General features: G+C 44.0%; 13 protein-coding genes. 4 read left to right on the forward strand and 9 right to left on the reverse strand.

Translation table 11 applies throughout. From position 1 onward, the window contains the following. Positions 1 to 109 precede the first annotated feature (109 nt). A complete protein-coding gene (locus MKY92_RS20865; protein WP_076211575.1) occupies positions 110 to 760 on the reverse strand; it encodes an RsfA family transcriptional regulator in 651 nt (216 codons plus the stop codon). A 313-nt stretch (positions 761 to 1,073) separates the two neighbouring features. Between MKY92_RS20865 and MKY92_RS20870 the strand changes: the two genes are divergently transcribed. Further along, positions 1,074 to 1,310 (forward strand): DUF2626 domain-containing protein, encoded by a 237-nt coding sequence (locus tag MKY92_RS20870; RefSeq protein WP_017687281.1) that lies wholly within the window; start codon positions 1,074 to 1,076, stop codon positions 1,308 to 1,310. 184 nt (positions 1,311 to 1,494) lie between these two features. Beyond that, positions 1,495 to 2,574: a hypothetical protein gene (locus tag MKY92_RS20875; protein WP_339297483.1), complete on the forward strand. Its 1,080-nt coding sequence runs from the start codon at positions 1,495 to 1,497 to the stop codon at positions 2,572 to 2,574. A 23-nt stretch (positions 2,575 to 2,597) separates the two neighbouring features. Here the strand turns inward: MKY92_RS20875 and MKY92_RS20880 are convergent, their stop codons facing one another. Both MKY92_RS20880 and MKY92_RS20885 read right to left on the reverse strand, forming a co-directional pair. Next, complete coding sequence (locus MKY92_RS20880; protein ID WP_339297484.1) at positions 2,598 to 3,869, reverse strand: extracellular solute-binding protein; 1,272 nt, start codon at positions 3,867 to 3,869, stop codon at positions 2,598 to 2,600. 221 nt (positions 3,870 to 4,090) lie between these two features. Then, on the reverse strand, positions 4,091 to 5,425 hold the full coding sequence (locus MKY92_RS20885; protein ID WP_024628438.1) for a PhoH family protein: 1,335 nt from the start codon (positions 5,423 to 5,425) through the stop codon (positions 4,091 to 4,093). A 152-nt stretch (positions 5,426 to 5,577) separates the two neighbouring features. Here MKY92_RS20885 and MKY92_RS20890 point away from each other — a divergent pair, with 152 nt between their 5' ends. Then, the gene (locus tag MKY92_RS20890) at positions 5,578 to 6,276 is read left to right on the forward strand and encodes a YhcN/YlaJ family sporulation lipoprotein (protein WP_339297485.1); all 699 of its coding nucleotides are present in this window, start codon (positions 5,578 to 5,580) and stop codon (positions 6,274 to 6,276) included. A 7-nt stretch (positions 6,277 to 6,283) separates the two neighbouring features. Here the strand turns inward: MKY92_RS20890 and MKY92_RS20895 are convergent, their stop codons facing one another. The 6 genes from MKY92_RS20895 to MKY92_RS20920 form a co-directional block, all read right to left on the reverse strand. Further along, the gene (locus tag MKY92_RS20895; RefSeq protein WP_076211583.1) at positions 6,284 to 6,736 is read right to left on the reverse strand and encodes a pyridoxamine 5'-phosphate oxidase family protein; all 453 of its coding nucleotides are present in this window, start codon (positions 6,734 to 6,736) and stop codon (positions 6,284 to 6,286) included. Positions 6,737 to 6,834: 98 nt separating this feature from the next. Then, positions 6,835 to 7,896, reverse strand: coding sequence for an LCP family protein (locus MKY92_RS20900; RefSeq protein ID WP_339297486.1), 1,062 nt, complete (start codon positions 7,894 to 7,896; stop codon positions 6,835 to 6,837). 90 nt (positions 7,897 to 7,986) lie between these two features. After that, positions 7,987 to 8,283: a YlaH-like family protein gene (locus MKY92_RS20905; RefSeq protein WP_036614990.1), complete on the reverse strand. Its 297-nt coding sequence runs from the start codon at positions 8,281 to 8,283 to the stop codon at positions 7,987 to 7,989. Between the two features lie 300 nt (positions 8,284 to 8,583). Beyond that, on the reverse strand, positions 8,584 to 10,428 hold the full coding sequence (typA, locus tag MKY92_RS20910; protein ID WP_036674819.1) for a translational GTPase TypA: 1,845 nt from the start codon (positions 10,426 to 10,428) through the stop codon (positions 8,584 to 8,586). Between the two features lie 177 nt (positions 10,429 to 10,605). Then, complete coding sequence (locus MKY92_RS20915; protein WP_339297487.1) at positions 10,606 to 11,100, reverse strand: hypothetical protein; 495 nt, start codon at positions 11,098 to 11,100, stop codon at positions 10,606 to 10,608. Positions 11,101 to 11,396: 296 nt separating this feature from the next. Beyond that, positions 11,397 to 12,056 (reverse strand): TerC family protein, encoded by a 660-nt coding sequence (locus tag MKY92_RS20920; protein WP_091014030.1) that lies wholly within the window; start codon positions 12,054 to 12,056, stop codon positions 11,397 to 11,399. Positions 12,057 to 12,143: 87 nt separating this feature from the next. Between MKY92_RS20920 and MKY92_RS20925 the strand changes: the two genes are divergently transcribed. Continuing rightward, positions 12,144 to 12,854 carry a TerC family protein gene (locus MKY92_RS20925; RefSeq protein ID WP_221822006.1) on the forward strand — a complete coding sequence of 237 codons (711 nt, stop codon included), beginning with the start codon at positions 12,144 to 12,146 and terminating at the stop codon, positions 12,852 to 12,854. Positions 12,855 to 12,880: the final 26 nt, after the last annotated feature.

Below are 12,880 nucleotides of genomic sequence, written 5' to 3' on the forward strand. Positions count from 1 at the left end.
CTATAATAGAACAAAAACACCAAACTAAAAACCCGTCATACCTGCCGTTTTTGTAACGGAGGTGTGGCGGGTTCATACCTGACTTTCACCAATCAAACGTCTGAACTTGTTATTCAATTCGTTCCAGATTCCCGTTGGCATCCATCTTGAAGCGTGTCTTAAGTTCCTCTTCTTCTTCGGACAAAAATGCGAGTCTGCGAGCCCGATCCATAATCTGAATCAAAGCTTTGTAGTCGTCATTCACCACACGGTAATCCGTCTGTACTTCATTCACTTCCTTGGAGAGACGGTCATTCTCAAGACGTAGTTCAAGCAATTCATCTTCTTTCTCCCGAAGTTCCTTCTCCAGCATCTTGAGTTGACGATTACTCTCCTGCACTGTTCCCTTCCATTGTCGCAGGAAGCGGATTACTGCATCCATCGATAATGAATCGTCTGAGATCCCATCTGATTTGTACAGATGTTCTTCAGTGTCCAGTGTAGACAATGCTGCAACCTGTGGTCCGAGCATAGCTGGCTGCTTTCTGAGATAACTTCGTTTTTGTCGTTGTGCCTTGGCGTTACTGATGGCTGAATCATACTTTTTACGTACACAGCTGTTCCAGCGAAAACCGCATGCGGCAGATGTTCTGCCTATTTTTTCGCCCACCTCTTCAAAAGCGGCCAATTGTGTACTACCTTCCCGAATATGACGCAAAGTAACCTCAGCCAATATCAAATCGTCCTCTGTACTCCAAGCATCCTGTCTCACTGCAGTCATGCTATAATACCCTCCTAACAACATCCTAAAATAACCGTCCGCATTACCGGAAGCCCGGTATGTGAATTAGGTATAAAAGCTGCTTCATTCATTCTTATGCCTCTCATAGAGTTCATAGAATTGATTTCATACTAAAATGTATTTCCACATTCAGGCTTGCTCATACGTGACATATGCAAAACATATCCCTCTATACTTACTTTTAGCAAAAAAGAATTCGCTTTCATATCCAAATTTGTTTACACGTTTTTCCTTTCCCGGTATAATGTTGTGTAGACAATCTATGAACGTACTTAGGAGAGGAGGATTTACCGTGGCACGCATGTTTCGGGTACTCGGGTTCTTCACGCTTGCAATTGGCCTGATGGCTTTTGCGGGAGATCTGGTCGAAATGGCTTTGCTTTTTTTCCTGCAGACTGCGTTTTTTGTCATTTTGGGATACTTGAAATTTACCGAGCGAACGTACATATTGCTCTTCTGGGGTTATATGATCGTAACATTCACGGGGTTCAGCTACTGGACCGTATTCGAAATGGGGTTGCCGCTCTAATCCACCTGCAGCATCAAAGTGATCCGATATCTGTCGGGTTGCTTTTTTGTTTTGTTCAGATTAAATGAATGTTCGTGGTGTTATGTAACCACTAAGGATATTTCACGTATTTGTTTCATATATTGTCTGGAAGGCAACCAGCCTGTACGATAGTCATTTAAGAAGTGGAAAGGAGAATGGATCGGTGAAACGTCAATACGGCATTGCCGCCTTTATATTATGCATCATTTTATTCCTCCAGCTACCTTTAGCCCATGCCTATGGAGAGTCTTCACCTGAGGATACACGAGAGATATTGCAAAAAAGTCTATCCATTGTTGAAATCGATCACGAAATCGAACGCATCGCCGAAAGGCAGAAGCAGTTGGCTCAACAATACGAGACATTATCCGTCCATCTTCAGGAACAGGAAGAACAGATACATATTCAGCAAGATCGGGCCGGAGCTGTAGTAAGGTCCTACTACACAGGAGAACGCGACAGCCTCCTCATGACGGTCCTGGGAGCCAGGTCATTTAAAGACCTGTTTGTACTGTATGATTATTACCAGATTATTATCGGACGGGATCAGGCTGTGCTGGACAAGTATCAGGACCGTTATCGCAATCTGCAACAGACTTCCACTCAGATTCGTCAGACTACAACAGAATTAACCGAAATGAAGACTAATCTTCAAAACCAGCGAGAACGTGTAGTCACCTTGCAAAAAGAAATGGATGCCCAAATAGCCACCAGCGGAGATGCGGCAGCGATTCAGAAAATGATGGATGAACTGACCCTTTATTGGGAGAATATCGGCATCTATGAGGTGAAACGATATTTCAAAGCTTTGGCATCTGCCATGCAGAACCTGCCCGATTTTATCCAAAAACAAAACGGAGGCATTTCCACGACTGGAACAACCTATACAATTCGAATTGGGCAGGATGAGCTTAATGCATTTCTGCGTTCCCAAAATTCAATCTTTGAAGACTTTGCCTTTCAGTTTAACCAGGATAAGATTATAGCTTCCGGTCAGCGGGATCAGTTGCAATTAAGCATTGAAGGACATTATACGGTAGAAAATGAACCTCAAAACTCCATTCGTTTTCATGTGGACAAACTTGTATTCAACCAGCTTGAATTACCAGACACCACTCGCCGAATGCTGGAAAGAGAATTTGACCTTGGGTTCTATCCGCAGAAAATCCTGTCGTTTGTCAAAGCAACCGATGTTTCAACAAGTGAAGGCGTACTGGAAGTAAAACTAGCTATATCATTTTAAAGAGGTTGAACACGAACTGAAAGTTAATTCGTCGTTCTAATACTGTCTACGTATTGATTCGCTGTAATTTCACCCTTTAAGAATTGTTGTACTTTTTTATGAGAACGAGTTATTAGAGCATGACTTTTGGTCGTTGCAGCAGGGACATCTTGGGTGGTCGGGTACCAGGATTGTCCCTTTGTCATGTCATAACGTTCAACGAGTTTCTCAGACTCCAAATCCAGCTCCTGTTGCTTTGCGGGCAACCGGTTAACCTGTTGGTACCATTTCAGCTGTGTCGTAGCGGACGTCATTCCTTCAATCCATCTACTGGCCTCCTCAGCCTCAACCGAACCCGCCGTAATGACAAGACTTCTGGTTCTTACAGTTTCCAAGGTTTCGAAAGAAATCCGCTCCAAAGAACCTTTATCAACTGTACTCGCTTGATCTGCACTTAATAATTGAGATAACAATGATACAACCATTGGTGTGCCGTTCTGGTCAGCAGTTCGAGAGAACTCCGAATTGGTAGACTCAAGCCTAATAAGAGGCTGAATCTGATTCATCAACTGAATCCCTTGCTGAAGATCCCCCGTTTGCGAATCAATTTTCGTTCGTTTAACTTGATCTGGTGCCATTCTCGGTTCCAAATGATTCAGCCACGCATTTGTCCCGTACATATCATTGATGTTCATTGTAATCAAAGGGATGCCTTCCGCAACGGCTTGTTGAGTAAGTTTGAACCACTGATCTTTATTGCGAGGTAATGACTCCAAACCAGCTCTCTTCATAAATGAAGATTGTGCAGCCAGAATGTACGGATCAAAATCAAAAGGCATTCCCCACTGATAACCATTCCACTCTGTCATTCCCCGTAACCCAACTACCGTATCTCCTAGCGACTTCGATAATGTGGTTCCGTTTAACGGATACAGGTACCCTTTTTGGGCATAGTATTGCACTTCCTCACTATCAAGCAGAACAACATCACCGTTCTCTCCTAGTGAAAATTCAAGATCCAAAACATGCTTATATGTATCCGGCTTCTCATTCCGAAGATTAATCTCTACCAGCTGGGAAGCAGCAACTTCTTTTGCTATCTTTTGAAAGGCTTGGAACTCTTCATCCGACATGGCCACTACAATCTCCAGCGGAGCTTGAGCATCTTCATTACGGGAAGAAGACCCAGGAAAAGCATCCTTCTCCTGATCGCGTTCCTGATTGAGCTGCGAACCCCTAAAGTCAAAACTCGGTGACAAGATCGTTAACGAAAGCAGCAATACCGCGAATAAAACAACCTGATGTCTACGCTTCATTAACTTCCCTCCCTGTTCACCTAGTTTTTTCCTGCAGCAATTATTGTAACAAATAAGTAGTACTCTTGTCCTACCCTGCCGAAAAACACTTTTTCGGATTTTTGCATAATAAGAGCATATCGAGTTCTGTGTAATAACGCCTACTTATTTTTTCAGCAAAAAGCCGACTCCAGGAGCCGGCTTCAATAACAACATTTTCCGGGAAATAAATCCCCTAAATTTTACAATAAATCAGCTGCAAGCTGTGCCAGCTTGGACCGTTCTCCTTTTTCGAGCATAATGTGTCCGCTGATTCCCTCTTGTTTGAACCGTTCCACGATATACGTTAGGCCGTTACTGGCCGAGTCGAGGTACGGATGGTCTATCTGTTCGGGGTCCCCCATCAAAATAATTTTACTGCCTTCACCGACCCTTGATACAATGGTCTTCACTTCGTGGCGCGACAGATTCTGGGCTTCATCAATAATGATAAACTGTCCAGGTATCGATCTTCCACGAATATACGTTAAGGCCTCCACCTGAATACTGCCAAGCCCCATTAGGATTTTATCGATATCTCCGGCTTTTTTGGTGTCAAACAAAAACTCCAGATTATCATAAATCGGCTGCATCCATGGACGAAGTTTTTCTTCCTTCTCACCAGGCAAATAACCGATATCTTTCCCCATCGGAACAACAGGACGAGCAATCAACAGTTTTTTGTATTTATGATCATCCTCTACCTTAAGCAGACCTGCTGCAAGTGCCAGCAAGGTTTTCCCTGTTCCAGCTTTACCGGTGATGGTAACAAGCGGGATGTCATCATTCAAAAGCAATTCCAGTGCCATGCGTTGTTGTGCGTTACGTGCACTAATACCCCAGACATTATCATTACTGAGGAAAAGTGGCTCCAGCTTTGTTCCCTCTGTGTTCACTTTAAGCAAAGCCGATTTATTGGTTCCCATCTCATCCTTGAGAATGACAAATTCATTCGGATACAACGAATAAGACAACTGCAACGGTTTGATTGGTAAAAAACGATATGTGTAAAACTCATCAATCACTGACGGATGAACTTTTAGGGCCGTATAACCTGGATATAACTCACTGAGTCCTGCCGTCCGATCTGATAAGTAATCCTGTGTGAACAGACCAAGTACATCCGCTTTGATACGCACAAGTACATCTTTACTAACAAGCACGACCTGACGTTCGACTACTTCCTTCTCATTCTCCTCAATCTGGTAATTCAGTGCGACAGCCAAAATGCGATTATCGTTGGACACTTCACCAAACATTTCCTGAACTTTCACGAAACTCCGATGATTCAGCTCTACTTTCAGGTTACCTCCATTAGCCAAAGGTACCCCACTGTGCAGGTGACCCAGCTCACGTAATCCATCCAACAGTCTGGACACATTACGGGCATTACGCCCAATTTCATCGGCATTTCTTTTTTTGGAGTCAATCTCCTCCAGTACAACCGCGGGAATGATTACCTCATGTTCCTCAAAGGCAAATATGGCATTGGGGTCATGCAGAAGCACGTTGGTATCCAATACAAAAATCTTTTTCATTCAATCCCCTCCAAAGCGGCGTCGTTAAAGGCATGGATAGTGTGATCTTTCAGCAGCGGCATGGACAATCATGATCCCATACATAAATGTATTCGACTAGGGCAAAATAATTGTCAACCATTCTGAAAAACTCCAAGAAAGGATGAACATTTATGAAAAAATGGGTTTGCACGCTGCTTCTGATCTTTATACTTACAGGTTGCAACAGTTCCACACGCAGTGCTTCACAGGAGCCACATACATCGCATCCAAGAAGTTACGGAGGAAATATAACAACTCAGCAAGATCAAAGGAAAGGATCTCACATGCTCAATGCACAGGAAGATCGGATGAATCCTTCACGTTTGGACCGCCTCAATGAGGATACAGGTGAAGTCCATGATACCAACATTGCGGATGATGCAAAGAGTGGCCGGATGCCCAATGAAAAACGAATCAATCACCTTAAAGCCCTTGCCAAGCAAGTGGAAGGTGTTGAAGATGCGAACTGCGTCATACTCGGTAATACAGCCGTAGTTGGCATCGATGTTGATGGTGAACTGGAACGTGCTCGGGTTGGTACCATTAAGTACGCTGTCGCCGAAGCACTTCGTAAAGACCCAGAAGGCTTGGATTCCATTGTTACTGCTGATGCAGATGTCACTGAACGAATTAAAGAAATTGGTGAACATATTCGTCAAGGGCACCCAATCTCCGGTTTTGCTTCAGAACTTGCTGACATGGTGGGACGAATTATCCCTCAACTCCCGAAAGACGTCAAAGTCCGTCAAAATCCGGATGAACACGTGAATCAAAAACAACAAATGCAGCAGCTGCATTCATCTGACAAAAGACAACAAAAAGCCCAGTGATCTCTCACTAGGCTTTTTTCATGGCAGCAAAAACCTGCTCATCTAATTTCTCAGCAGCTCGCTGATCATATATTTTGACATATTGAGGCACAGAGGACAATTGAGCGCCGTAAAACAGAGCATTCCTCACCGCTTCAATTGTAATGTCGAAACAGCACATATTAAATGGAACGTCCTGCAGCGGATCTTGTCGTACCGCAGCACGTCCGTTCACTGCGTACACCGTCTCTTCTCCAAAGACAGTCACCGTAATGAGCGGATTAGTAATCATGTTATTCACTAAACGTGAACGATGATCGATCGCTAAACGAAAAGTAGAAGCATTCTCCGCATAAATCCAGGAGATGGCTGTTGAAGTCGGACCTCCGGATTCTACATCCACTGTGCTAAGAAGCACAAAGGTCTCATTCTTGAATTGCTGTAAAAGAGATTCAGTTAATTGTGTGACGGCTTCGGACATTCAACCAGCCCCCTAACCTTCTTTATGCAATTCTTGTACTTGGTTTATGTTATTATAGCATACCGATTAACGTGCTTCCAATCCCAAAAGAATGAAGGTTATTCGCCTGAAGGTGAAGCTGTTACTTTACCTGAAAGTGTATCTTGTAAAGCCAGCTTTGCATTGGCGAGTTCCGTCTCATTAATATACACATATGGACTTCTCCACTCTCCGGTAACCGGAGTATAGTGCACATCCGAAGTGGAAATGTTCCAATACGTCGAGATAAAGTTTTTCATTTGTTCCGATTCCACATCTGTCGTCATATTCTTGTCAACTGCACCAATCACTTTGCTGATCTTTGTAATGCCCCCAAGAGATTTCATCTGATCCAGCATGGAATTCAGCACTTGGTTTTGACGTTTGTTACGATCAAAGTCATTGGATTCATCCGTCTTTGGATTACAATTGGATTTGCGGTACCGAACAAAATCTAGTGCCGCTTTACCATCGAGATGTTGTGCGCCTGCGACCAGATTGATATCTGTACCATCGGCTGTATCTCTATAACACATATTTTTATCCACAGTCACGTCCACGCCACCCACGGCATTGACAGCATCACGGAATGCCTGGAAATTCAGGACGGTTGTATAATTAATATCTACATCCAAATACTTGCCCATCATTTCTTTCATCTGATCCTCTGCATTTTTGCCAGTGGTTTTTTCCTGTGCTTTGAATCTTGGATAATAGGAATTCAGCTTGTTGGATTTGTACCCATCCAGTTGAATACGCGTGTCTCGAGGCAAAGATACAATGGTTGCCGTCTTGGTCTCCGGATTTAACGAAGCCACCATAACAACATCCGAGAGATATGTGCCAGTCTCAGGACGGTTATCTGTACCTAATAACAGCATCGTGATCGGTTTGGTTGTGGCTGACATCCCGGGAGGTACCGGTTTATCGATGCCTGTATCCACGACTTGATTGTATACCCAGTACGCATATCCACCGCCTACCACAATGGCAATAACCAATAGACTTAAAAGGATTCTGCCAAAAGCATTCATTCTCTTTTTCTTCTTAGGCTGCTTGCCCTTGCTATTCTTCGATCCAGAAGCACCCGATTGCGTTGGTGCCTGTCTCCGTGGAGGCAGTCCGTTCGAATTTGAGTTCATATCTTCAACACCTTTATCACATCTGTTTTTGTCTAAATAAAAGACAACCGCTTTCCCTAAGGAAAACGGATGGTCTGTACAAGACAGGATTTATGAGTTTCGAGCGGCAGCTTCCGCTTTTTTCTTTTGACGACCTTCAATAAAATAACGCACTCTCACTAACAACATCAAACCAACCGCGACCAACAAACATTGAATGATGGGCAGCTTGTCGATCTGAAAAATAAGAAGCATGAATGTGCCCATCGCCATCAAAATATAGAGAACGATTTCCTTACCAAGTGGCAATTTCTGACGTACCCGAAACACCTTGTTATATACGTAAGTAATCAATACAAAGATGACGATGTAGGCTACGATCGGGTGTGATGCGAACCATGCTTGCATGCACAGCCAGCTCCTTTCGTGTTCATGCTAGGATATAAGTTAACTGGTTGATGGAATCCCCTCTAGCAACTTAGAGAGCCCAGTACGTGCGTCGTGATCGTTTCGGTCTCAGCTCGTTCTTACGATCGCTGTTATCCCCAGATTTTTTTGATCCATTTTTCAATGGTAAAATCCGGGGATAAAGGCGAACGCTTCGCTTCTTCAGAATCGATTCTGATCCCTACACTACTTTAGCTGTACAAGCTCTCGTTACTTGTCGGGCTCATCAAATGCTAACTTATATAAATTATTTTGTTGTTATTAGGCTTTAGAAGCCATTTTGCGTTGTTTTTCTGCACGCTCACGCTCGGATTTGTTCAGGATCTTTTTACGAAGACGAATAGATTTTGGTGTAATCTCACAATATTCATCTTCATTCAGATATTCAAGCGCCTGTTCCAATGAGAAGATAATCGGAGTTTTAATTTTAACCGTATCATCTTTACCGGAAGAACGAACGTTAGTCAGTTGTTTTTCTTTGCAGATGTTAACAACGATATCATTGTCACGTGTATGTTCACCAACAATCATACCTTCGTAGATTTCAGTTCCCGGCTCCAAGAAGAGCGTACCGCGATCCTCAACGCCCATCATGCCATAGAACGTAGATGTACCCGTTTCAGTTGAGATCAACACGCCTTGGTGACGTCCACCCACTTGACCGGATACTACTGGAGCGTAGCTGTCAAATGCATGGTTCATTACACCGTAACCACGAGTCAATGTCAGGAAGTTTGTGCTATATCCGATCAAACCACGTGCTGGAATCAGGAACTCCAGACGAACTTGACCACTACCTGTGTTAACCATGTTAACCATCTCTGCTTTACGTGCGCCCAGGCTCTCCATTACGGAACCCATGCTCTCTTCAGGGATATCAATCAACAAGCGCTCAACAGGTTCCATTTTCTTACCGTCAACTTCTCTTACGATAACTTCTGGTTTGGATACTTGAAGCTCATATCCTTCACGACGCATATTTTCAATCAGGATACCCAAGTGAAGCTCACCACGTCCGGAAACGATAAATGCATCAGGGCTATCCGTTTCGTCAACACGAAGGGAAACATCTGTTTCTAACTCTTTGAACAAACGCTCACGAAGTTTACGGGAAGTTACCCATTTACCTTCACGACCTGCGAATGGACTGTTGTTCACGAGGAACGTCATTTGCAGTGTTGGCTCATCAATTTTCAGAACTGGCAAAGCTTCCGGGTTGTTAGGGTCGGCAATGGTTTCACCAATGTTGATGTCCTTGATCCCTGCAATGGCAACGATGTCGCCTGCTCCTGCTTCTTCCGTCTCAATACGTTTGAGACCCTGGAAACCGAACAGTTTCTCGATACGTGCAGTTTTGCTCTTACCATCACGCATAATAACCGTTACCGATTGTCCTTGACGGATCACACCGCGGTTAACACGACCAATGGCAATACGGCCAAGGTATTCATTGTAGTCCATCAAAGTAACGAGGAATTGAAGCGGTTCTTCAACATTTTCGGTAGGATGTGGGATATGACTAACGATGGTATTGTAGATCGCCATCATGTTGTCATCTTGTTTGGCAGGATCATTATCCATGCTGGATGTTCCGTTCAATGCGGAAGCATATACAACAGGGAATTCGAGTTGTTGATCGTTGGCACCCAGTTCAATGAACAGGTCCAATACTTCATCAATAACCTCAGTCGGACGAGCCGCTGGACGGTCAATTTTGTTTACAACAACGATTGGTGTCAGGTTATGCTCAAGTGCTTTACGAAGTACAAACTTCGTTTGTGGCATACAGCCTTCATAAGCATCAACAACGAGCAATACACCGTCAACCATTTTCATGATACGTTCAACTTCACCACCGAAGTCGGCGTGTCCTGGTGTATCCACAATATTAATCAGGTAATCTTTATAAGTTATAGCCGTGTTTTTGGCCAAAATCGTAATACCGCGTTCACGCTCCAAATCGTTGGAGTCCATTACGCGCTCCTGTACCGTTTCGTGATCTCGGTAAGTACCGGATTGCTGGAGCAACTTGTCAACGAGTGTTGTTTTTCCGTGGTCGACGTGGGCAATAATCGCAATATTGCGAATGTGTTCTCTTGAATGCATGTTTTGTATCCATATCCTTTCCAATTTCAAATCATATCTACTTAAACTTCCCGCAATTTCGCAGGTTACTCACAAAATAAGCGTCGGTGATATCCCGACGCATGTCTATATCCCTTATATTATAGTTTATTATAGGTAAAAATCAAGATATTTCGCACGAGAAGACCACTGGGAATGTTACCAGCCTCTCCCTTGACGTCCTCGTCCAAGTAATAACCAGACTCCGCCCAAGATCAAAAGGACAGCAAGTACATAGATTATTCCCGTTTGCAGCAAGGTAAATCCGAATAATATGATGGACACCGCACCAAAGATCAAAGCTGCAGGTAACACATATTCCGGTCTTCGCCGCTCAGCCATTCCATATTCGAGCAAACCTATGGCGATCCCAAGCAAGAATGCTGGCCACAGCCTGCTCATAAGTCCAGCGCCCCATGTATTCGTTATACTGAATAAAACACCATACACCGTTAGTATGCCGGCAGGAACGAGTGACCATGATGGTGAAATACGCGCATAATATAACGCATGAAGGGCGATGCCTGGCAGCAGGATCAGCAAAGGCCAGAAATTGCGACCAATAAATCCAAACACGCCAAACTTGCCAAGCAGAATAACAATTCCCGCAGCTACAATAAATAGTCCAATCGCTTTTTCATTTCTCATCCTCATTATCAATCACCTCTTATACTATGGCTATGTACTTTATTTCTTCATAAGCGATACGCATTCCATGCTGACTGTTGATTTCCAAACCTGTAATCCTGCTACTAGTGTATCCGATGTTTCGGCAAAAAACTATACTTTATGTCGCACTTTGCGTGCGCCCTTTACCTGTATTACCCTAAAATGTGCAACTTATGACAGCCCATTGGTTGTTGTATTCACAAGTGTATTCTCTCAACACAAAACCGCCTGAACCGGACGGTTCAGACGGTCATATGTTCAAGCTTTTATCCAAAATTAAACTATGCGTTCTTACGCACAAATTTATGTGCGCCTCCAATCGCAACCACAAGACAAGCCATTGCTACGGGAAGCAGCGTATGCACCTCTGATGCCATACCTCCCAGCCATTCTCCTAACTTGGGGTCTTTCATCACCATCTCACCTGCTGTGAAGGCCAGAATGCCTGATCCGACGAATACAAGAATCGGAAATCGCTTCAACAAACCAACAATTAACCCGCTCCCCCATACGACGATTGGGATGCTGATTGCAATACCAATGACGATCAAAGCTAAATCTCCATCTGCCAAAGCCGCTATGGCCAAAACATTATCCAAGCTCATTACAAAATCGGCAATCAGAATGGTTTGAATGGCTTTCCAGGTCGTAGAAGCTTCTCGAATATGTACTTCATCATCATTTTGAAGCAGCAGCTTTACTGCAATCCAGAGTAGCAACAGCCCACCTGCCGCTTGGATAAAGGGAATTCCCAGCAACAATACCGCTACAAAGGTTAATACACAACGCAGCAACACCGCACCAAAAGCTCCCCACCATACCGCTTTTTTGCGTTGTATTGGTGGCAGATCCTTGCTGGCAAGCGCAATAACAACCGCATTATCTCCACTCAACACCAGATTGATCATTAAAATTTCAGTTAAAAGCCAGAGTGTATCCATGTCCTCATCCCCCCACACTAACTTGTATGTCAGAGTTGTCCATGCTATTCTTAATGATTGAACCGTATATAAGGAGTGACATATCTCATGGAGCTATTTAGTCCCACATTCTGGCTGGCTTTGCTGAACGTTGTCTTTATTGATCTAATTCTGGCTGGAGATAATGCCATCGTCATTGGTCTCGCAGCTCGAAATTTGCACCCTTCCGTGCAGAAAAAGGCGATTTTATATGGAACTGGCGGCGCACTTTTGATTCGAATTTTAGCAACAGTTGTTGTGTTATGGTTGCTTAAAGTTCCGTGGCTCTTGCTTGTGGGAGGCATACTTCTGATCTGGATTGCCTATAAACTATTGGCGGATCAGGGTGATGAACACAATGATGTCCAGGCGGGAACTTCCTTGTGGACCGCAATTCGTACCATCGTAATCGCGGATGCAGCCATGGGATTAGATAACGTGATCGCAGTTGCTGGAGCAGCCCAGCAGCATCTCGTGCTTGTCATCCTTGGACTCCTGATTAGTGTCCCTATTATCGTCTGGGGCAGTACCCTGTTTATCAAACTAATTAATCATTTTCCTTGGATTATCTATGTCGGAGCCATTGTTCTCGGGTATACGGCTTCTAATATGATCACTGAGGAACAGCGACTCTTGCCTTACTTTACTGAACATCCGGCATTGCGCATTCTCTTCATCGTTGTGGTTATTGCAGGCGTAGTCTTTGCAGGTTATCGCAAACGATCCAGCAGTTCCAGCCACAAGGGATCTGACGGGGAACAGCAGCGCTCCTATTCGTAGGCTAAATTAAACTAAAAATTTCATCT

Source organism: Paenibacillus sp. FSL R5-0623, assembly GCF_037974265.1.
GTDB lineage: Bacteria > Bacillota > Bacilli > Paenibacillales > Paenibacillaceae > Paenibacillus.

Coding starts and splice junctions, on each gene's coding strand:
- MKY92_RS20865 (WP_076211575.1), bottom strand. CDS start 760: ATGACTGCAGTGAGACAGGATGCTTGGAGTACAGAGGACGATTTGATA.
- MKY92_RS20920 (WP_091014030.1), bottom strand. CDS start 12,056: ATGGATACACTCTGGCTTTTAACTGAAATTTTAATGATCAATCTGGTG.
- typA (WP_036674819.1), bottom strand. CDS start 10,428: ATGCATTCAAGAGAACACATTCGCAATATTGCGATTATTGCCCACGTC.
- MKY92_RS20885 (WP_024628438.1), bottom strand. CDS start 5,425: ATGAAAAAGATTTTTGTATTGGATACCAACGTGCTTCTGCATGACCCC.
- MKY92_RS20895 (WP_076211583.1), bottom strand. CDS start 6,736: ATGTCCGAAGCCGTCACACAATTAACTGAATCTCTTTTACAGCAATTC.
- MKY92_RS20900 (WP_339297486.1), bottom strand. CDS start 7,896: ATGAACTCAAATTCGAACGGACTGCCTCCACGGAGACAGGCACCAACG.
- MKY92_RS20880 (WP_339297484.1), bottom strand. CDS start 3,869: ATGAAGCGTAGACATCAGGTTGTTTTATTCGCGGTATTGCTGCTTTCG.
- MKY92_RS20915 (WP_339297487.1), bottom strand. CDS start 11,100: ATGAGGATGAGAAATGAAAAAGCGATTGGACTATTTATTGTAGCTGCG.
- MKY92_RS20905 (WP_036614990.1), bottom strand. CDS start 8,283: ATGCAAGCATGGTTCGCATCACACCCGATCGTAGCCTACATCGTCATC.
- MKY92_RS20925 (WP_221822006.1), top strand. CDS start 12,144: ATGGAGCTATTTAGTCCCACATTCTGGCTGGCTTTGCTGAACGTTGTC.
- MKY92_RS20890 (WP_339297485.1), top strand. CDS start 5,578: ATGAAAAAATGGGTTTGCACGCTGCTTCTGATCTTTATACTTACAGGT.